Origin of the sequence: Pseudomonas gessardii, from assembly GCF_001983165.1 — a bacterium.
In the GTDB taxonomy this organism is placed as follows: Bacteria; Pseudomonadota; Gammaproteobacteria; order Pseudomonadales; family Pseudomonadaceae; genus Aquipseudomonas; species Aquipseudomonas gessardii.
The window spans coordinates 37661-56867 of the sequence record NZ_MNPU01000038.1 but is presented as its reverse complement, the minus strand read 5'-3'; the positions used below and the strand labels follow the sequence as shown (position 1 = coordinate 56867).

Sequence of the window (19207 nt, the reverse complement as noted above, 5' to 3'; positions counted from 1 at the left end):
AGGTAAGATTGTTCACGTCGGGGGCTTAGTTTTTGTTGGTGTGAGAGCTTACATTTTCTAAGATCCTCGACTCCTTTTCCAGCCGGTCAGATTTTTTCTACACCCTTAAATGCGAAGAGCCCGTAATGGTAGGCAGGGGCAGCGTTATTCCATTGCAGCAGGCTATATTGCAGCTGACATATTGTGAAAACCACCATCGACAAAAATTCGCTCACCGCTTACTCCTGTCGACAAGTCAGAAATCAAAAAAACTGCAACATTTAAGATTTCATCGATCGAGGGTATTGCTGCTGGTAGCAATTTTTTTGCGTAAGCATCGCAAAGTCCGCTATAAGCCGTATGTCCGATGGCGGAGGAAGATGGAAAGGGTGGAGCACTTATTACATTAACTCGTATATTTGATTTTCTTAGCTCAAATGCTAAATAAGATGCACTTGCCTGAAGCGCTGCTTTGCAAACACCTAGCAGTTCGTAGCCCGGAACCAGTGAGTCAGCGCTTAAATAGCTGAATGTGATGATTGAGCCTCCTCCAGACATATGGGCTTTTGCATATTTAGAAATCGCAAGCATACTGTAGACAGAAACATCCATTGAAGTATGGAATGCCTGCCTTGGTAATTCTGCCAAGTTATCAATAGTTGCGTCGGAGGATATTAAAGAAACTCCATGGACGATAAAGTCGATTTCCCCAAAAATCTCCGCTACCGCATTAAAGAAACTTTCTATGCTGCTGTCGTTAGTGACGTCACAAGGCAGCATGTACTCAGGAAGCATACTAGGGATAGCGCGGGTGGCCAAAATATGACGACGTTCTTCATCGCCCTTTACTGGGAGATAGCTGCAAATAACCTCTGCACCTGCGCTCATCAGTCTGGAGGCGCAGGCTGCAGCCATTGACTTTTTATTTAATACGCCAAGCACGACTCCACGTTTACCTGAAAGGTTCATACTAGATTCTCACGCGAAAAAAAAGATTGAATTATTGACTCTGCATACAAACCGACATTATCTGTATCAAGGCTGTATTCTATTAGGTTGTCAATTTCGCCTGTGTTGGCAGATGAAAAGTAAACTGCTGACGCTTTCAGGGCACCATCTATTTGATCGGCACAAAGTAAAATGATCCTGTGACAATCTCCCTTGGTCAAAAAATGCTTTGCGAGGTTAAGCACAAGTGCAATAGCAGTCCCCCGTCCGCTCATTGAAAGACAAGGGCCGTGGCTGCCTATCGCCATTGAGCTGTAAGTCGAGAGCATGATGGCACTCCCGCGTGCAAAAAAAGCTTGCCTCGGCCTCATAGTCGCTAGTGCGTCAATCACTCGTTTTGCATGATGCTGGCAACCAGTGTCAGTTACTGAAAAAATAGCTGTTTGAAGAGAACGTTCACTTTCTCCAGTATTTGATAAGGCCCCTTCCAAGGCCTTCAGTGCAACACTCACCAGAGGGTCGCACCGGTTGTCTTGAATTTTAAAATTTAATGTTGGGGCTTTGTTTGTGTTGTCAGATTGAAAATGACCGAAACCAGGAGATGTACTATTGTTTAACATTGGCTAGCCTCTATTAGAAGGGCTGAGTTAACACCACCAAATCCAAAGGTGGTCGTTAGGCCGAATTTGTGCGTGCTTCCCCGTGTGCTCGATTTTTGGAGAATAGGAGCCGCTATCTGCTGATCAAGATTTAACAAGCCCGTTGTTGGAGGATAAATAGAGTTGTTCATTGCTTGTAATGTTATAATTGCTTCGACTACACCCGTAGCACCTAACGAATGACCAAGAGCGCCTTTTGTTCCACCTATAATGGCTTGATCTAGGAAGTCGCCGAAAACCAGTCTGAGCGCGGCTGCCTCGGCTTGATCGTTCAAGCTGGTTCCACTTCCGTGAACGTTTATATAGCCAAGCTCATCTAGATTGAGGCCTTTCGTAGCCATTCTAATGGCGTTACTTGCATGTATACCTTCGGGATGGGGGGCGGCTATGTCATATGAGTCAGAAGATAAGCCAAAATTAGCTATACGGCCAATGCGCTGTGTTTTAAGTTTTTTCATACCGCAATCGTTTGCCAGAACCATGACACCACAGGCTTCTCCAAATGAAGTGCCACTGCGCGCGCCGTCAAATGGTCTGGCCCTGTCTGCACTTTGAGTCCCGAGCGCTATATGCTGGATCAGTTTTCCAGCACCCAAGGAGTCAAAACCAATAACCGTAACGATATTTGCCAGGCCAGAACTTATGGCTTGGGCCGCGACGATGATTGCGTCCGTCCCACTGGAGCACGCACTAGACACCAGTGTGGTTGGCGGAATTGTAGACGGCCATATCTTTTTCATGGCTTTTACAAGTGCGGCGTGGGGATTTCCGGCTTCAGGGCCAGCCAAGTCGCCGAAACTGCAACCGCCCACAACCAGATCGGATGCAAATACTATCGAGGGGAGAATTCTATGGAAGGCTCTATCGAGGATCTGAGGGATTCTTTCTTCACCCACAACCCCCTCTATGGTGCCAACCATGCCCGCCAACTCGGGATTTGGTAAGTTGTCAAAAACGACATCTGCCTTCTTGAGCCCCGACTCTCCAGCAACTAGTTTGTCGAAAAGTTCCCGACCATATCCCAGTGATGTTAGAGCCTCGCCGTAGATTATTGAGATGGACATGAAAACTCCATTTTAAATACGCAATTAAATTTTGCTGCTTATTGATTTTAATAGAGAGGCGGTCTATCCGCCTCTCGCAACAGTCAAAAATTAAAAACCGATTCCTGAATAAACTTTGCGCTTCACTCGTACTAGTTCTGCGTCACCTTGAATAGCTGCTTTGAATGAGACTCCAAGCTGGTTAGTCTTTTCGTAAAAGGGAAAGTCCCGGACCCGCGCCTCGAAAGCGAATCGAATCGCGTGATCACCTTTTCCACCTGTCCGCCAGAGGGCGATATCAAGTAGAATGCCTGGCGGCACCGGATGGCCCAGTTTCAGATTCAAATCTGACACGGCTGAAAGTTCCTGATTTCGACCTTCCCCTTCCAATGGGCGGGTGGAACCAAGGAATAGAACGATACCTAATTGGATGATGTCCTGGGCCATGTTTGTACCAGGATAAATTGCAGCGTCTTCAAAATGCCCTTCAAACGCAGGGTGAGAACTCGAGACGGCCCTCTGTGCGTGAAGCCAACCCGCTTCAAAGTCATGTTTGACGACTTGGTCTACCCCAATCATCGGATGTTTGTGACGAAGGTACTTTTTTAAATCAGTATGGCCAATACCTCCCTTGTTCGGGCCGTCATAGTTGATAATTTGCAAAAAGCTATTAGGACTCATGGCTGCTCCATAACTAGAGTTATTAATTTTTCACGGAGTAACGAGGCTAACGAAGCCGAGTTGTTGGTTGTACGATCTATTGCTGCTAACTTGGCTTTGATGGACGCGCAATGGTTAACTCCCATGTGTATAGAAACGTGAGCTTCTAAAAATGAGCGTTTTATACGTGGAAAATGTATGTTTGCACTGAACTCATCTCCTGCTCGTAACGGATACGTGTAGTCCGCTTGTAAACCGACCACGGCAAAGCCGTGCTCTAGCTTCGCTGTTGCGAAGCCTACCTGCGTCAGGGAAAACTCAAATGCCTCTTCAAATATCCTCAAGTAATTGGAAAAATGGCAGACGCCATCAGCGTCTGTTTCATAATGATGGAGGTGGCGCTTATACGTGAAATGAGTCATGCGACGCTTGTTGCGGAAGCGTTGCTGATCTCCACCAATGCCAGTTTCAAAGCGTGCATAGCATCTGCTATTGACTCATCAGAAATAGTCAGCGGAGGCGTAATTCGAATAGTTTCGTTGACTCGCTTCTCTTTCGGGACTTTTCGATTGAAAATGCCACTTTCGATTTCTGTCAAAATGCCGTGACGTAAAAGTGTATCTCTTACCATTCTACCCCGTCGAGCGAAGGTGCCATTCAGTTCCAGTCCAATGAATAAGCCTTTTCCGCGTATGGCCTTGAGTATCGTAGGGTAGAGCGTCAGCAACGAAGAAAGTTCTTCTAATAATTTAGAGCCAATATGGGTACTTCGTTTGAAAAGCTCCCGCCCCTGAATGATTTCAATGCCAGCATTTACCACTGCTGCTTGAAAAGGACGAGCGTTGAACGTTCGAACACCAATTCCTGCTCGTAGCGAAAGCCTATCATTTCTCCAAACTACCGCAGACATTGGAAATAGTCCAAATCCGAGAGCTTTACCGAGCGTAATACAATCAGGCGACAGATTTTTGGGAAGTGCCAGCATTGCTCCGGTGCGAAATCCTGTCAGGATTTCATCATCAATAATTCGAGCATCTTCTTCTTTAGCAAGTTTGAAAAGCTCGGACCACCATTCGGAGGAGGCGGTAATGACACCTCCGTCTCCCAGGATACCTTCTACCGATATAGCACGAATCCTGCCTTTATAGTCTGCGAACCGACTGCGTAGGTTTTCAACATCGCCGTACTGAAGAAAAACCACTTCCAGATCTCGAATGCGTGGTACTCCTTCGGTAAATTGCTTTCGATCTAACAGCTGATTTGGACCTTGAGACCAGCCGTGCCAAGCGCCATGGCAAGCTAATACGATATCTTTTTTATGACGCGAATTGACGCCGGTGGTCAGGTTGAGTCCCTCCAGGTACACCAATTGCAGTGCAAGATCCATGGCTTCGGATCCTGTACTTGTAAAGGTGATGCTCCATTGGTCTTCCTCACTGCCAGTGTGAGAGGCAATCATTTTTTTTATGTTGGACACCAACTGACGTCGTTCCACCGAATGAAATTCGTCGTTGGTGGTAACTGACCTATTTACAATTTCCGGAAGCGAGGAGGCGAGTTCATTTATGGCACTTCCTAAAATACCGGTTCCATATCCGCCCGTCATATTGATAGCGGTATGCGCTTGAGCGTAATCGCTGTCTATTTTCTCGAGAATAAGAATGCGGTCGTCCCGCTGTTCTACAAAAGTGAAATTTGTCCTTCCGCCATAGTGATCAGCTACTCCATCGCCACTGCTCACGCAGGATTGAAGTTCGATAGGTAAGGATTGAATCTCTAGTTTTCCTTTCCGAAGCCCCGCTTCCCATACCTTATCCATGTCAAATCCTCGCTAGATCGTTTCAACACGAGCATGTTTTTGGATGAACTCTACAATTCCTTGGATAGTGGTAAATGGATCAATATCTGGCAGTTCAGAGAATTTAATGCCAAAATCTTCATCAAGGAAAACCCTTAGTTCAGTTTGGTCCAGACTATCAAGATCCAGCTCGTCAGTGCTTGCGGTATCCCGTACATTATCTTTAACCATGTCTTCGATAAAGAAATTACGGATTTTTTGTTCAATTACGTTGTCGGTCATTACTTATCTCCTGGTTGGGCGAGGGGGGATCCCTCTACATTGGCTCAGCGCCAAATTTTATATCTATTTTTTGGCGTGATCTGGGAGCTTTTCAGCATATTCCCAAATGGCCGGAATATAAGAAGAAGGCAGAACCTGGCGAAGTTTTTTGGCCATGTAATTGGTTTCTATCTCTCGATTACCAATAATATATGCCTTGGGGACATGGCCCAGTAATTCATCTGGTTCAGCAGTAACCCAGACATCGTCGATATCCAGGTGTTTTAAAATAGCTGACTCAATAACAGCGGGATAGATATTTTCCCCTCCTCGCACAATGATACGCCCAGAGCGACCGACGAATAACATGCCGTCGCTCAACAATTTGAAAATATCGCCTGTTCGAATGGTTCCGAATGGTTTGTCTTGAGTGGTAGGGTTTTCCAACGACTGATTCAGGTAACCGTACATTGCGGTCGGTGTATTGACGAGAAGTTCGCCTGAACCAGCCACTGTGTCAGTTGCTCTGATTTCTAGTTGAACACCCTCAAGGGGCTTACCCAAGGGAATTGCATTGTAATGCTCTAGAATTTCTCGTGTAATGATTGAACTACTGATGCGCGGGCCGGCTTCGGTCATTCCGTAAGTAGAGTAAATCTCGGTGGTTTTTCCGCAACTCTCAATTAGTCCAGAGGCAAGGCGATAGTTAATCGCATCACCACCAACAGTTACAATTCTTGCTCTGCCTAGGGTGGTAGTGTCGTACATGCTCATAATTGTCGCTGGCGTAGCCATGCACACAGAAACACTCAGCTGCGGAAGCAGCCTGCGCGGATTGATCTTTTGGGCGTCAATGAAAATCCCGCTTGCGCCCGTTACCAGGGTGCTTAATAAGCCAGCGACCAAGCCTGCGCTGAAGTTCAGCGGCAGCGTCAGGGCTACGGTGTCTTCTTCACGAAGTCCAATGGAGTTTGCATGCAGTATGGCGTTGTGTAGGACTCTATCTAAGGTGTGAACGATGACCTTTGGTTTTCCGGTCGAGCCGCTACTAAGTATTCCAATTATAGGGGTATTCCCTAACACTGAATGAGGCAACGAATGATAGGGTGACCGAAGGATTGCGTAGTCATCCCCTTGGCTCACGGGTATGAATCCATACTTTACAATTTCAAGCCGTAGCCCGGATGGCACTGCGACTAAGGAGCAGGAAGACTCTCGTACGGCCTCAATCACTAAGTGGATGGGAGTGGTCGGTTTCATGAGTATGGGAAATAGACCGGCCTGTAGCGCGCCCAAGAGCAGGCTGGCAGACTCTACGCCTAGTCTCATCAATATCAATATTGGAGAGTTGTTTACGGGTTCTGCTATAAAAAAAATTTTAGCCCAATCATAAGCGCGATCAATAAATAACGGACCATTGATAACGCTTGGCCAATTAGATGCCCGAGGGTCTTGTAGTCTCATAGCAGTGTGCGTTGCAATATGCTCGCTGAACAACGCAATGCAGTTTGAAGTTCCGAGGAAACCCATGATTTAATCCATTAAAATAGGGTGGTAGTGGCTTCATGCCGTTAATTGCGAGAGCAATAGATCTCCTTGACGCTATACGACAGCAAAACTTATTTCTTAGGAGTTATTATCAATAAAATTTTGATTGCCCTAGAAGTCTGATGACTTAGGCATTTCTCGCAACCAGAAGGGCTAGGCCAGCACCCCCAAGAAGTGAGCCGCAGACTCTATTGAATAGTTTTTTTGCTTTCGCTCCGGCGAGCCAGCGCTGAAGGTGCAGTCCAAGGTATGCATAAATCGCAATGGCGATCCATTCGAGGACTAGAAACATGGCTCCTAGCGTTATAAATTGTGCAGAAATATGTTGGTCCGGCACAATGAATTGAGGGAGGAATGCTGTAAAAATTAAAATTGCTTTTGGGTTTCCGATTGCAACAAGAAATTCCTGGCGCATTAGTGTAAAAATTCTTACCTTGGCTCCATTTTCTATTTGAGTCATGGTAAAGCCTTCACTGGTCCATAGTTTATAGGCCAGATAAATCAAATATACAGCTCCGATAGTTTTTATGATCGTGAAGATTGTTTCCGACGCGAAGATGACGGCGGCAAGTCCAGCAGAAGCCAAAGCGATCATTATCGTAAAAGCAATCAGCCTTCCAATCCCGGCAAAACAAGATGCCGTGAAGCCATGGTGGGCCGCGTTATTAATTGAGAGGAGGTTATTTGGGCCGGGCGCTAAATTTAAAGCAAAACAAGCCGGTACAAAAAGCATGAGTGTCGACAAATCCATTTGTTAACCCACCTGAAGATATGCAAATTGAATTTTTGTTTTTTACAATTGGTTTTTGCCTATGTCAAGAGGCATTGCTCCAGATATTTGCGATTTCTGAAAAAAATCGATGTTGTATTTGCGAGGTTGGTGTGGGTGCCCTAGAGTAAAATATTTTGCTTTCGGAATTTAGCCGGCGAGGGGCAGGCAAACACGCGCCGGATACTCTTAAGCCGATTCGTTCCCGGCGAATCCCAACCGCAGAAATACCAAAGTGTTTTTTAGCAAATTAAGGCCGAAGTTAGTGAGGGCTCGGCGAACTTCAAACACATGTATCATGGAGGCTTCCTGTTGCGTGAAGTTGAAGGCCTGTCTCGTTCAAAGATTGCCGAACCCCTGATTATTCCCCTCGCCGGGGTCGAGCAGTACAGGATCTGGGAAATGAAGCATTACCGAATGGGCGAGCCGCTCAATAAGGTGCGCGCCTTAAATTTTTTTTCATTGTCCTCGTTTCCTATCAACACATGGCCTGTTGTTCAGCAGGTCGCCCAGGCTTTCCGCCCCACTGCCACGGGGCTTATCCAGAGGACACTGGAATGACACAGGCAATTGCATCGCCCGCGGTTCACGACCTGATCGGCATTGGTTTCGGTCCCTCGAACCTGGCGCTGGCCATCGCCCTGCAAGAGCGCGAGAAAGCCCAGGGCAAGCTCGATGTGCTGTTTCTCGACAAGCAGGCCGACTACCGCTGGCACGGCAATACCCTGGTGAGCCAGAGCGAGCTGCAGATTTCCTTCCTCAAGGACCTGGTGACCCTGCGCAACCCCACCAGCCCCTATTCCTTCGTCAATTACCTCAAGGCCCACGGGCGCCTGGTGGACTTTATCAACCTGGGCACCTTCTACCCGTGCCGCATGGAGTACAACGATTACCTGCGCTGGGTCGCCGGGCAATTTACCGAGCAGAGCCGCTATGGCGAGGAAGTGCTGGCCATCGAGCCGATCCTGCATCAGCAGCAGGTCGAGGCGCTGCGGGTGATCTCCCGCGATGCCCACGGCGAGCAACTGGTGCGCACCGCGCGCTCGGTGGTGGTCAGCGCCGGTGGTACGCCAAGGATTCCCGAAGCGTTCAAGGCGCTCAAGGAGGACGGGCGGGTGTTCCACCATTCCCAGTACCTGGCGCGCATGGCCCAGCAGCCGTGCCTGGAAGGCAAGCCGATGCGCATTGCAATCATCGGCGGTGGGCAGAGCGCGGCCGAGGCGTTTATCGATCTGAATGACAGCTTCCCCTCGGTGCAGGTGGATATCATCCTGCGCGGCTCGGCCCTCAAGCCTGCCGATGACAGCCCGTTCGTCAACGAAGTGTTCTCCCCGGAGTTCACCGACCTGGTGTTCCAGCAGCCCAGCAGCGAGCGCGAGCGCTTGGTCAACGAGTACCACAACACCAACTATTCGGTGGTGGACCTGGACCTGATCGAGCGCATCTACGGGATCTTCTATCGCCAGAAAGTCTCCGGCATCGCCCGCCACGCATTCCGCACCCTGACCACCGTGGAAAAAGCCAGCGCCGGGCCCCTGGGCATCGAGCTGCTGGTGCGTCACAACGCCACTGGTGAAACCGTGCTCAACCACTACGATGCGGTGGTCCTGGCCACCGGCTATGAGCGCCAGATGCATCGCCAGTTGCTGGCGCCACTTGAGGCCTATATGGGGGACTTTGACGTGAGCCGCGATTACCGCGTGGTCACCGACGAGCGCTGCAAGGCCGGTATCTACATGCAGGGCTTCAGCCAGGCCAGCCATGGCTTGAGCGATACCTTGCTGTCGATCCTGCCGATTCGCGCCGATGAGATTGCCGCGTCGCTGCATGAGCATGACCGACGCCTGGGCCAGGGGCGCTCGGTGCGTGACCGGCTGCTGGCCACCGCCAGCTGACAGCGGCCGCTCCCGCGCCTGCGGGAGCGACCCTGGCTGAACCCTTGCTGAAGAACCCGCCGATTCGCTGCTCTGTCACTTTCTTCCTTCAGACTGCGGGCGTAAGCTGCGCCGGTTTTCAACCATAGCGCAGACCTTCGTGAACAGACTTTCGAGTGACAGTTGTCGACCAGGCTTGGCCAGCTGACGCGCATTTGCATGCCGTTGTCTCGCCGATAAAGCGAGAAGCGGTATTGGGGTAGCGAACCGTCCTGGTGGCTGCCTGATCCCCCTTTTTTTCGACGCGGATTCTGCGGGCAATCAAAGGGAGATTTATCATGCAGGCCCTCAACAATATCAATCTGGATTCCTTGATCGACACCCTGGTCAGCCTCAGTGCGGCCTTTATTCTCGGTGGCCTGATCGGCTTTGAACGCCAGTTCCGCCAGCGTACGGCAGGGCTGCGCACCAACGTGCTGGTGGCGGTGGGGGCCGCCATCTTTGTCGATATGGCCAATCGCCTCGGTGGTGCCGAAGGCGCCGTGCGGGTGGTGGCGTATGTGGTGTCCGGCATTGGCTTTCTCGGTGCCGGGGTGATCATGCGTGAGGAGGGCAATGTACGCGGGCTCAATACCGCCGCCACGTTGTGGACCTCCGCGGCAGTGGGCGCCTGTGCCGGTGCCGACCTGATCATCGAGGCGCTCCTGGGCACCTTGTTTGTGCTGGCGGCCAACACCTTGCTGCGGCCGATCGTCAATAACATCAACCGCCAGCCCCTGGACGTGGTGTCGGCCGAGGTGACCAACATCCTTTACGTGATCGCCCGGCGTACCCAGCAGCAGGCGGTGATGGCCTTGTTGGAATCGGAGTTGGCGCGCTGCAACTACCCGGCCAGTGATGTCGACGTACGGACCTTTGGCACTGAGGAGGTGGAGATCGAAGCCACGCTGGCCGCCAACTCGGTCGATGGTGACGAGTTGGACGCCCTGGTGGCGCGGATTTCCCGCTCGACCCTGGTGGTACAAGCCTTCTGGAGCCCCAGCACCACCGATTGAGGGGGCCTTTTTCCGGGCCGAAAAAAGCCGCCTCCTGTCATGGGAGGGCGGCTTTTTTGCTGTTTTTGACTACGCTTTAGTGAGGATAAGTCCTACAAGTGCGCCGGATTTTACCTTCAGGCGAAACATCATTGCGTTGTTAATGTTGAGCCGTTGCACCTAACCAAATTCCGTTGAAACGTTCTGTGTAGATAGCGCCGCTGGTCGGAACTGGCAATTCTCACAGGTACAGGGGTTTCGTGTGATGTGTAAGGGTATTGGCGCTCCTTAAATGAGTAGTCGCCAATGAAGCAACTAAACAGTCGTGGTGTTCTGCCAGGGAGTCGCATGAGCAAAGCGTTAATCGTGGATGATCATCCGTTCATTCGTGCAACTGTTAAATACTTGTTACGCCAAGAGGGCTTCGAGACGATTTTCGAGGCCGCCAACGGTGCTGATGCCTTACAGATCGCCAGGGAGGAACGACCAGACCTGGTCATTCTGGACCTGGCGATGCCCAAGCTGGGCGGGCTGGAGGTGATCAGCCGAATCAAGGCATTGGGCCTGCCTTGTAAAATCCTGGTCCTGACCTCTTACCTGGCGGTGTTTTTCTCGACGCGTTGTATGCGCGCCGGGGCGATGGGGTTTGTCGCGAAAACCGGTGAGCTGGATGAGCTGCAAAAAGCCATCAAGGCGGTCATGTCCAACTACAGCTGCTTCCCCAGCCTGCCCACCAGCTCCGTACGCAAGGACGACTTGCAAACCACGGAACAGCAACTGGTAGAGGCCCTGTCCGACCGCGAACTGATGGTCTTGCAGAAGCTGGCCCTGGGCCTGGGCAACAATGAAATCGCGAGGGACATGCTGTTGAGTCACAAGACCATCAGCACTTACAAGACCCGGTTGAAGGAGAAACTGCGTATGTCTTCAGTGGTGCACTTATCCAAGTTCGCCCATCGCAATCATTTGATCTGATATGTCGAGCACTTTGGGCAAATGGTTCGCGGCCTTTTGGCTGGCGAACCTGTCACTCACCGTCAACGTGGCTCTGGGCGAGCCACAGACTCTGCAACTGTTGGGGCATTCGAGGCTGGATGCCCCGCAGGTGAACCTCAATGAAGCGGACTGGCGCTGGCTACGCGAGCGCCGCACGCTGGTGATGGGGGTGTCGGCTCCCGACTATGCCCCCTTCGACCTGACGAACAACAACGACGATCTGGAAGGAATCACCGCCGATTATGCCGCGTTGATCGGCCAGGCGTTGAACGTCGCGATCCAGGTGCAGCGCTACGAGCACCGGGACGAGGTTATTGCGGCCCTCAAGCGCGGTGACGTGGACTTCCTCGGCACGGCCAATGGCTACGAGGCCGCGGACCGGCAGCTAAGGCTTTCGCATTCGTATGCCAACGACCAGCCGACCCTGGTGACGCGCGTCGATGACAGCCAGGCCCTGAGCGCGGAGCTTGCGGGCAAGCGCCTGGCCATGCTCTATCACTACATGCAGCCCGAGGCGGTAGCGGCCTATTACGCCAATGCTTCATTGCAGCTTTATTCGTCGACCTTCGAGGCGATTGGCGCCGTAGCCTTTGGCCAGGCGGACGTTTACCTGGGCGATGCGATCAGCACCAACTATCTGATCAACAAAAACCACCTCAATAATGTGCGCATGGCCGACTTTTCCAGCCTGGAGGTCAACCCTTTCGCGTTCGCTTTTACTGGGGATAATGTGCGGCTGCTGCGTATCTTCAATGCGGCGCTGGCAGTGATCCCGATCAACGAACAAATGGAGATCCTGCGCCGCTGGAGCGCCGGCAACCTGGGGATCGTTGGTCGCGAGCGCCTGCGCCTGAGCGCCAGTGAACAGCGCTGGCTGGACAAGCATCCGCGGATCAAGGTCACGGCACTGGACAAGTTCATGCCCTTGTCATTTTTCAACGATCGAGGCCAATTGCAGGGCTTGAGTGCCGAGGTCCTGGCCCAGATCAGCTTGCGTACCGGCTTGAAGTTCGATGTGGTACGCGGCAATTCGCTGCCGCGTCAAGTCCAGCAGGTCAGCGAGGGCGAGGCGGATATGATCGCGCTCATTACGCCGAGCATGTCCCGGGAGGACAAGATCCGCTTTACCCGGCCGTACCTGAGCAACCCGTTCGTGCTGGTCACGCGCGACGATGACCGCAGCCCGGTCACCCTGGATGACATGGCGGGTAAGCGCCTGGCGGTCATCGGCCGCAGCGTGCAGCGGGAAATCATCAGCCGCGACTACCCCAAGATCGTGCTGGTGGACGTCGAGACCCCTGCGCAGGCCATGGCCCTGGTGGCCAGCGCGGGGGCCGACGCCTCGGTCAACGCACTGATCATTGCGCGCTACATGATCGCCCATCAATACCGTGACCGCCTGCGCATCACCAGTACGGTTGGCTCGCAGCCGGCACGACTGGCCTTTGGTGTGGGGCGCGGTCAACTGGAGTTGTTCTCGATCCTGGAAAAGGCGCTATTGAGCATCACGCCCCAGGAAATGGATGAGTTGACCAACCGCTGGCGCAGCGAGCTGGTGATCGACGACAGCTACTGGCTACGGCACCGCAACACGATTATCCAGGGGTTCTCGCTGGCCGCCGTGCTGTTGCTGATCACCCTGGGCTGGGCCATTTACCTGCGCAGCCTGATCCGCAAGCGGGCCCAGGCCGAGCGCGCCCTGAGCGACCAGATGCGCTTTATGAGCGTGTTGATCGACGGCACGCCGCACCCGATCTATGTGCGCGACCGCCTGGGCCGGTTGATGGCGTGCAACAGTGCCTACCTCAATGTGTTCGGCTTTCACCTCGAAGATGTGATCGGCAAGACCGTGGTCGAGACCGACACCGGCAATCAGCCCCAGTCCCAGTCCTACCATGAAGACTACATGCGCCTGATGGAGCGCGGCGAACCGCAGATTCATGACCGGGTGCTCAAGGTGCCGGGGGGCGCGACCCTGACCATCTACCACTGGATGCTGCCGTACCGCGATGCCAACGAAAAGGTCGTGGGCATGATTGCCGGCTGGGTGGATGTCAGCGAGCGCCAGCGTTTGCTGGGGCAATTGCAGGAGGCCAAGGAAGGGGCCGATGCGGCCAACCGTGCCAAGACCACCTTCCTGGCAACCATGAGCCATGAGATCCGCACGCCGATGAATGCGGTGATCGGCATGATCGAATTGGCCCTGAAAAATGCCGAGCAGGGGCGTATCGACCATGACGCCCTGGCGGTGGCCTCCGACGCTTCGCGGGGCATGCTGGAGTTGATCGGCGATATTCTCGACATTGCCCGGATCGAGTCTGGGCACTTGTCCCTGACCCTGGAACCCTCGAACCTGCGCGAGCTGCTGGCCTCGGTGGTGCGTATCTTCGGAGGGCTGGCGCGCACCAAGGGCCTGGTCTTGCAGGTGGACCTGGACCCGCTGGTCGATCGTCACGTTTTGATCGATCCGCTGCGCTTCAAGCAGGTGGTCTCCAACCTGTTGAGCAATGCCATCAAGTTTACGGCCCAGGGCCATGTGCGCTTGAGTGCCAGTGGATCGCCCGCCGTTGCCAATGGCTACCTGAGCCTGCGGTTGGTGATAGAGGACAGCGGGGTCGGGATCAGCGTCGAGGACCAGATGCGCCTGTTCAACCCGTTTATTCAAGGGCGTAACACTGACCAGTCGGCGCGCAGTGGCTCGGGGCTGGGGCTGGTGATCAGCCGCAGCCTGTGTGAAATGATGGGCGGCCAGCTGAAATTGAGTAGCGTGCTGGGGCAGGGCACACGGGTCGAGGTCACACTGCCATTGGCGGTGGCCGCTTCGGCCAGTGCGCATTCCGAACCGGTTGCCCTGGAGGCGCCGCCGGCCCATGTATTGAATATCCTGGTGGTGGACGACTACCCGGCCAATCGTCAGTTGCTGACCCGGCAGCTGAGTTTCCTCGGGCACCGGATCACCACCGCCAACGATGGGGTGCAGGGCCTGGAATGCTGGCAGGCCGAGCGCTTTGACGGTGTGATCACCGACTGCAATATGCCGCTGAAAAACGGCTATGACCTGGCCCGGGACATTCGTGCCGATGAGCGCGCCCGTGGCTTGGCGCCCTGCCTGCTGCTGGGGTTTACCGCCAATGCCCAGCCGGAGGAAACCGAGCGTTGCCTGGCGGCGGGGATGGACGGCTGCCTGTTCAAACCCACCGGGCTTGAGGATCTGCATGCCGCGCTGGCCTCACGTACGGCCATGCCTTCGGTCAATGAGCTGGTGACGGCTGCCCCGGCCCCGGCGCTCGACTTGAGTCGTTTATTGAAGTTGACCGGCTCTGACACTGACGCCGTCAAGGAGTTGTTGGCGCAACTGCTCGACAGCCTCAGCGCCGATCGCACGCAACTACAGGCCTTGCTTGCAGAAAACGACTACGCCCACTTGCATGACCTGGCCCACAGGACCAAGGGCGGGGCGCGCCTGGTCGAGGCGCAGGTCTTGGTGAGCCACTGCGAAGCACTGGAGGCGGCCTGTGAACAGCAGGATCCGGGGGCGTTGGGCTTGGCGGTGGCCGGTGTGCAAGAGGCCATTGATCAATTGCATCAGGCCCTGACGGACTATTGCAACCGGGTATAAGGGGAGAGGCTCGGGGAGGGTTTGGGAGAACTCCTACGTGTAGGGGGAACTACGCTGATTTTTTCGTCGAATTATGTCTGGAAGAGTAGGTCGCTCCTTCCTTCCACGAGCGCTGCCTGCTCAGGGACTTGCCATGCCAACCAAAGCACTGACGATCCTGATTGCCGATGAACAGCACCTGCAACGGTTACACATCGAAAAAATGCTCAACCAACTGGGCTACTACCGGATTGTCCCGGTGCAGACCTTCGAGGAAGTGCTGATCCTGACCGATATCCCTGCCCAGCCATTCGACGTGTTGATCATCAATGCAGGCCTGGCCGCCAACGGCGGTGGCGCGCTGGCGTTCCAGCAGCAACACCCGCAGGTGCGCCATGTGCTGGTGTATGACGACCAGGACCTGGGGCCGCCGACCTGCCTGGCGCCCCTGGCCCTGGTCCGTTTGCCGGGATCGCCCGACAGCATCACCCTGGAGCATTTCATGGACATCATCGACCCGCCGTCACCGGCCAGCGGTTTGCGGGTGTTGCCATGGCTGCGGGAGCTGGCGCGCAGCCCGGCGGTCTAGCTCAGTCCCATTGCGGTGCAATGCCCTTGGGGCTGGTCAGGCAATGGCCTGGCCTGTGGGAGCGGGCTTGCTCGCGAAAGCAGTGGGTCAGTCAACATCAATGTTGGCTGGGCCGACGTCTTCGCGAGCAAGCCCGCTCCCACATTTGATCTTCGCTGCTTTGAGTATTGCGTTCGCTTAACTGAACGGCATTACGGCAAGCCCGCTCCTACAGGGCGTTGAGCTTATGCGCCAGGTCCAGCGCCACTTTGCCGCTGTCGACAGTGGGCACCAGATGGGTAAACGGGATCTCGATCAGGCGGTTCTCCCGCACTGCCCGCAGGCGCGACAGCACCGGGTCGTGGGTCAGCAACTGGCGTTTGCGGCTGGCCGGGGACCACAGGGCGTCGGCCAGCAGGATCACATCCGGGTCGCTCATCAATAACGTCTCGCTGCTGACCCTGACCCGGTATTGATTGATCCCGGCCAACAGGTTGCGCGCTCCGGCAGCGGCCAGCAGGGCGCTGACGAAACCGTGTTGTCCTTCGCTGTCCAGGCCATTGACTTCACTGTCGAGGTAAAACACCGACAAGGGCTTGGCCGGCTTGGCCAGTGCCTGGGCGCTGGCCAGGTCGGCGTCCAGGGCCTCAATCAAGTCGCGGGCCCGCTGTGGTTGATGCAGCAGGTTGCCCAGGGTCAGCAGGTCATTGCGAATATGCCCGAAGTAATCCAGGGAGTGCCCGGCACACGCCGACTCCAACAGGTACGAGGCCACACCGTTGCCGGCCAGCCCGGTGCGCGAGGTGATGCCATTGCCAAAGGCCGTGGCAAAGCCGCCCACCACCAGGTCCGGCTTTTGCCCATACAACACTTCGCTGGCCGGGTAGCGCGGGGCAATCACCGGCACGCCTTGATACTGGCCCTGCTGGTGTGCGGTGCCGTTGTCATCCAGGTACGCCACGCCCACCAGCGCCGGGCCGGCTCCCAGGGCCAGCAGCATGTCGGCGGCGTGCTGGTTCAGGGCGACGATGCGCGACGGCGGCGCAGTAGGCAGGTGCCAATCCTGCTGGCAATTGCGATAGCCGTCCGCCAGGGCCGAGGCACTGCCCAGCAGGGCCATGGCCAAGCCTGCCAGGCGCTTCACGGGTGCTCCCGGATCAGCAGTGCTTCGACCACGTCGCCGCCCACCAGGTGCACATCCACCAGGCGCACGGCATCGGCCTTGCTGCGCACGCCATACCAGCAGCGCTCCGGGTACACCGTGAGCACCGGCCCCAGGTTGCAGGGGAACTGGCAATGGGTGCGCGTCAGCAGCACACCGCCGGGTACTTCGATGTGTTGGTGTTCCAGCAGGCGTCGGCGCAGGGTTTTCCACAGTTGCAAGGCGCCACGCTGGGTGCAGCGCGGGCCGGTGCACAGCAGCACATGGCGGGCATGCTCGGGGATCCGGGACCAGTCGGGGTGGCTGTCCACCCCGTCGATGTGTGTGATTTCAGTCATCAGAAGCGATACGTGTAACGCACCTCAGAGGTGAAGGGGCGGCCCAGGTTGTCGACATTGCTGGAGCGGCTGGTGACGTAGTCGCGGTCGAACAGGTTCTCTACCAGCAGGCTCACGCGGTGTTGATGGGCGTGGTCGAGGTAGCGGTAGGCGTCGGCGTCCACCACCGAGTAGTGACCGTACTCGATGCGTTTCGAGCTGGTCACATCGTGGATATAACGGATGGCCGCGCCGGCGCCCCACAGGCGGTTCTGCGACTCGAAACCCACCCGCGAACGGGCGAAGAAACTGGGCACATCATTGATCGTGACGCCGGCGCGCGACTCGGTCAGGTTGCGGGTCATGTCCGCCTGCAGGCTCCACTGGTCGTTGAGCGCCCACTTGGCGTCGGCCTCGAAGCCGCGCATCTGGATCTGCCCCTGGCCGTTGACCCACTGGATATCGTCGAGGGTGATCAGGTCGGTGATCGTGCGCTTGAACAGGGTCAGGCTGGCACTGAACTCACGGTCGGCCAGCAGGCCCTTGTAGTCCAGGCCCAGCTCGGCGTTGCGGCTTTTTTCCGGCTTGAGGTTGCGGTTGCCGAGTTCGTCGCCGGGCTCATTGACAAACAGTTGCTCGGCATTCGGCAGCTTGTAGGCGGTGCCGTACTGGCCGCGCAGGGCCCAGTTGGCGTTGAGGTCATAGAGCGAGGTGAGCATGCCGACCGTGGCACTGTCGCCGCCGCTCATGGTTTCGTGGCGCACGCCGATACTCGGGTGCCAGTCGGGCAGGGCGTCGATCTGCGGGCGCAACTGGCTGTACAGGGCGTGGGCCTCGGCCTGGTTGTTGTCGATGACCAGCACATCGTCCTGGCCCTTGAACCACTGGTTGTCGGAGCCGAACACCAGCACATGCCCGCCTTCAAGCTCAGCCTTGCCTTCGGCCTGCACGCCCCAGTCGGTAAAACCCCAGTAGTCATTGTGGTTGCGTACCAGGGTGCCGCCGTCGGCGGTGTTGTTGACCCGCGAGTAACGCGTGTCCCAGTCGTTGATATGGCCCTTGACGAAGTAACTCAGCCGCTCGTTGAGGCGTTGCTCGAAGGTCGCGGTGGCGATCTGTTGCACGCGGTCGTTGGTGGTCTTGCGGTTGTTGGTGGCGCCGGCGAAGTCCAGGTTGGCGTCGGAGTACTGGTAGAACAGCTCCAGGCGCGAGTCATCGCCAATAGACTGGATGGCCTTGGCGCCGAGGGTGGTGACTTCGTAGGAACGTTTCTTGTCGCTGACATGGCTCATGTCGCGGTTGCGAAACGGCTGGTAGCCCTCGGACACGTTATGGCTGACATAGGCCAGCAGGCCCAGGTCGCCCAGGCCGTTAGTGAAAACCCGCTCGGCCCGGGCATCGCCGGTGGTGCCGCCAAAGGTATCGACGCCCAGGTTGGTTTCGCCGGACACCTCGCGGGTCTGCGGGCTGCGCGTGACGATATTGATCACGCCCGCCACCGCCTGGGTCCCGAACAACAGGCTCTGGCCACCCTTGAGCACTTCGATGCGCTCCACGGCGTTGGCCGGCAGGGTGTCCAGGTACAGGCCACCGTACAGGCGGTTGTTCAGGCGTACGCCGTCGAGCAGGATCAGGGTGTCGTCATTGCGCCCGCCCAGCAGGGAGTAGGTGCCGTAGTCGAACGGGCCGTTTTTGGGCGCGACATAGAAACCGGGGATAAACATCTGCATCGCCCGCGTGATATCGGCGCTGGGGCCGGCGCGTTCAATCTGTTCGCGGGTGACAATCGCCACTTTGCTGCCGTATTGGGCCATCTCGGCCACGGTGGTGGATTCCACCGACGGCGCCGAAACGGTCTGCGGATGGAGCACCAGGGCCGCGTCATCGGCGAGCAGCAGCGGGCTGAACAGGCAACCCAGGAGCAGGGTTGGGCCAGAGGTAGAGGAACGTTGGAAAATCATAGTCTTCTCGAAAGTATCTTCGCAGAAGCACG

General features: G+C 55.4%; 18 protein-coding genes. 6 read left to right on the top strand and 12 right to left on the bottom strand.

The window, feature by feature from the left end; all coding sequences use genetic code 11:
• Window positions 1–162: 162 nt before the first annotated feature.
• The 9 genes from BLL38_RS21930 to BLL38_RS21890 form a co-directional block, all read right to left on the bottom strand.
• On the bottom strand, window positions 163–948 hold the full coding sequence (locus tag BLL38_RS21930) for an enoyl-ACP reductase FabI (protein ID WP_076964326.1): 786 nt from the start codon (window positions 946–948) through the stop codon (window positions 163–165).
• On the bottom strand, window positions 945–1547 hold the full coding sequence (locus tag BLL38_RS21925) for a beta-ketoacyl synthase N-terminal-like domain-containing protein (RefSeq protein WP_076964325.1): 603 nt from the start codon (window positions 1545–1547) through the stop codon (window positions 945–947). The genes BLL38_RS21930 and BLL38_RS21925 overlap by 4 nt, the downstream gene beginning before the upstream one ends.
• Entirely contained in the window at window positions 1541–2650 is a 1110-nt protein-coding gene (locus BLL38_RS21920; RefSeq protein ID WP_076964324.1) for a beta-ketoacyl synthase N-terminal-like domain-containing protein, read from the bottom strand. Before BLL38_RS21920 ends, BLL38_RS21925 begins: the two co-directional genes overlap by 7 nt.
• A 90-nt stretch (window positions 2651–2740) precedes the next feature.
• Window positions 2741–3310 carry a hypothetical protein gene (locus tag BLL38_RS21915; protein WP_076964323.1) on the bottom strand — a complete coding sequence of 190 codons (570 nt, stop codon included), beginning with the start codon at window positions 3308–3310 and terminating at the stop codon, window positions 2741–2743.
• The gene (locus tag BLL38_RS21910) at window positions 3307–3711 is read right to left on the bottom strand and encodes an acyl-CoA thioesterase (RefSeq protein ID WP_076964322.1); all 405 of its coding nucleotides are present in this window, start codon (window positions 3709–3711) and stop codon (window positions 3307–3309) included. Before BLL38_RS21910 ends, BLL38_RS21915 begins: the two co-directional genes overlap by 4 nt.
• Complete coding sequence (locus BLL38_RS21905; protein ID WP_076964321.1) at window positions 3708–5108, bottom strand: aminotransferase class III-fold pyridoxal phosphate-dependent enzyme; 1401 nt, start codon at window positions 5106–5108, stop codon at window positions 3708–3710. The genes BLL38_RS21910 and BLL38_RS21905 overlap by 4 nt, the downstream gene beginning before the upstream one ends.
• Window positions 5109–5120: 12 nt before the next feature.
• Entirely contained in the window at window positions 5121–5369 is a 249-nt protein-coding gene (locus BLL38_RS21900) for an acyl carrier protein (protein WP_076964320.1), read from the bottom strand.
• A gap of 63 nt (window positions 5370–5432) precedes the next feature.
• On the bottom strand, window positions 5433–6812 hold the full coding sequence (locus BLL38_RS21895) for a class I adenylate-forming enzyme family protein (protein WP_262383188.1): 1380 nt from the start codon (window positions 6810–6812) through the stop codon (window positions 5433–5435).
• A 211-nt stretch (window positions 6813–7023) separates the two neighbouring features.
• Entirely contained in the window at window positions 7024–7647 is a 624-nt protein-coding gene (locus BLL38_RS21890; RefSeq protein WP_076964318.1) for a LysE family translocator, read from the bottom strand.
• A 330-nt stretch (window positions 7648–7977) separates the two neighbouring features.
• Here BLL38_RS21890 and BLL38_RS21885 point away from each other — a divergent pair, with 330 nt between their 5' ends.
• From BLL38_RS21885 to BLL38_RS21860, 6 genes are all read left to right on the top strand, one after another.
• Window positions 7978–8226, top strand: coding sequence for a hypothetical protein (locus BLL38_RS21885; RefSeq protein ID WP_076964317.1), 249 nt, complete (start codon window positions 7978–7980; stop codon window positions 8224–8226).
• Complete coding sequence (locus BLL38_RS21880) at window positions 8223–9560, top strand: lysine N(6)-hydroxylase/L-ornithine N(5)-oxygenase family protein (RefSeq protein WP_076964316.1); 1338 nt, start codon at window positions 8223–8225, stop codon at window positions 9558–9560. Before BLL38_RS21885 ends, BLL38_RS21880 begins: the two co-directional genes overlap by 4 nt.
• Before the next feature lie 317 nt (window positions 9561–9877).
• Window positions 9878–10594: an MgtC/SapB family protein gene (locus tag BLL38_RS21875; protein ID WP_076964315.1), complete on the top strand. Its 717-nt coding sequence runs from the start codon at window positions 9878–9880 to the stop codon at window positions 10592–10594.
• Between the two features lie 327 nt (window positions 10595–10921).
• Entirely contained in the window at window positions 10922–11548 is a 627-nt protein-coding gene (locus BLL38_RS21870) for a response regulator transcription factor (RefSeq protein ID WP_076964314.1), read from the top strand.
• 1 nt (window position 11549) lies between these two features.
• The gene (locus BLL38_RS21865) at window positions 11550–15188 is read left to right on the top strand and encodes a transporter substrate-binding domain-containing protein (protein ID WP_076964313.1); all 3639 of its coding nucleotides are present in this window, start codon (window positions 11550–11552) and stop codon (window positions 15186–15188) included.
• Between the two features lie 133 nt (window positions 15189–15321).
• Complete coding sequence (locus BLL38_RS21860) at window positions 15322–15756, top strand: response regulator (protein ID WP_076964312.1); 435 nt, start codon at window positions 15322–15324, stop codon at window positions 15754–15756.
• A gap of 208 nt (window positions 15757–15964) precedes the next feature.
• On the opposite strand, the gene BLL38_RS21850 is transcribed toward BLL38_RS21860, so the two are convergent.
• From BLL38_RS21850 to BLL38_RS21840, 3 genes are read right to left on the bottom strand one after another with little or no spacing between them, the layout of a single operon-like run.
• Window positions 15965–16855 (bottom strand): ABC transporter substrate-binding protein, encoded by an 891-nt coding sequence (locus tag BLL38_RS21850; RefSeq protein WP_076964328.1) that lies wholly within the window; start codon window positions 16853–16855, stop codon window positions 15965–15967.
• Between the two features lie 20 nt (window positions 16856–16875).
• Window positions 16876–17235, bottom strand: a complete 360-nt coding sequence (locus tag BLL38_RS21845; protein ID WP_076964310.1) for a (2Fe-2S) ferredoxin domain-containing protein — start codon at window positions 17233–17235, stop codon at window positions 16876–16878.
• The gene (locus BLL38_RS21840) at window positions 17235–19175 is read right to left on the bottom strand and encodes a TonB-dependent receptor plug domain-containing protein (protein WP_076964309.1); all 1941 of its coding nucleotides are present in this window, start codon (window positions 19173–19175) and stop codon (window positions 17235–17237) included. Before BLL38_RS21840 ends, BLL38_RS21845 begins: the two co-directional genes overlap by 1 nt.
• Window positions 19176–19207 lie beyond the last annotated feature (32 nt).

Coding starts and splice junctions, on each gene's coding strand:
- BLL38_RS21915 (WP_076964323.1), bottom strand. CDS start 3,310: ATGAGTCCTAATAGCTTTTTGCAAATTATCAACTATGACGGCCCGAAC.
- BLL38_RS21895 (WP_262383188.1), bottom strand. CDS start 6,812: ATGAGACTACAAGACCCTCGGGCATCTAATTGGCCAAGCGTTATCAAT.
- BLL38_RS21905 (WP_076964321.1), bottom strand. CDS start 5,108: ATGGATAAGGTATGGGAAGCGGGGCTTCGGAAAGGAAAACTAGAGATT.
- BLL38_RS21875 (WP_076964315.1), top strand. CDS start 9,878: ATGCAGGCCCTCAACAATATCAATCTGGATTCCTTGATCGACACCCTG.
- BLL38_RS21860 (WP_076964312.1), top strand. CDS start 15,322: ATGCCAACCAAAGCACTGACGATCCTGATTGCCGATGAACAGCACCTG.
- BLL38_RS21930 (WP_076964326.1), bottom strand. CDS start 948: ATGAACCTTTCAGGTAAACGTGGAGTCGTGCTTGGCGTATTAAATAAA.
- BLL38_RS21870 (WP_076964314.1), top strand. CDS start 10,922: ATGAGCAAAGCGTTAATCGTGGATGATCATCCGTTCATTCGTGCAACT.
- BLL38_RS21910 (WP_076964322.1), bottom strand. CDS start 3,711: ATGACTCATTTCACGTATAAGCGCCACCTCCATCATTATGAAACAGAC.
- BLL38_RS21925 (WP_076964325.1), bottom strand. CDS start 1,547: ATGTTAAACAATAGTACATCTCCTGGTTTCGGTCATTTTCAATCTGAC.
- BLL38_RS21920 (WP_076964324.1), bottom strand. CDS start 2,650: ATGTCCATCTCAATAATCTACGGCGAGGCTCTAACATCACTGGGATAT.
- BLL38_RS21840 (WP_076964309.1), bottom strand. CDS start 19,175: ATGATTTTCCAACGTTCCTCTACCTCTGGCCCAACCCTGCTCCTGGGT.
- BLL38_RS21845 (WP_076964310.1), bottom strand. CDS start 17,235: ATGACTGAAATCACACACATCGACGGGGTGGACAGCCACCCCGACTGG.
- BLL38_RS21890 (WP_076964318.1), bottom strand. CDS start 7,647: ATGGATTTGTCGACACTCATGCTTTTTGTACCGGCTTGTTTTGCTTTA.
- BLL38_RS21865 (WP_076964313.1), top strand. CDS start 11,550: ATGTCGAGCACTTTGGGCAAATGGTTCGCGGCCTTTTGGCTGGCGAAC.
- BLL38_RS21880 (WP_076964316.1), top strand. CDS start 8,223: ATGACACAGGCAATTGCATCGCCCGCGGTTCACGACCTGATCGGCATT.
- BLL38_RS21850 (WP_076964328.1), bottom strand. CDS start 16,855: ATGGCCCTGCTGGGCAGTGCCTCGGCCCTGGCGGACGGCTATCGCAAT.
- BLL38_RS21900 (WP_076964320.1), bottom strand. CDS start 5,369: ATGACCGACAACGTAATTGAACAAAAAATCCGTAATTTCTTTATCGAA.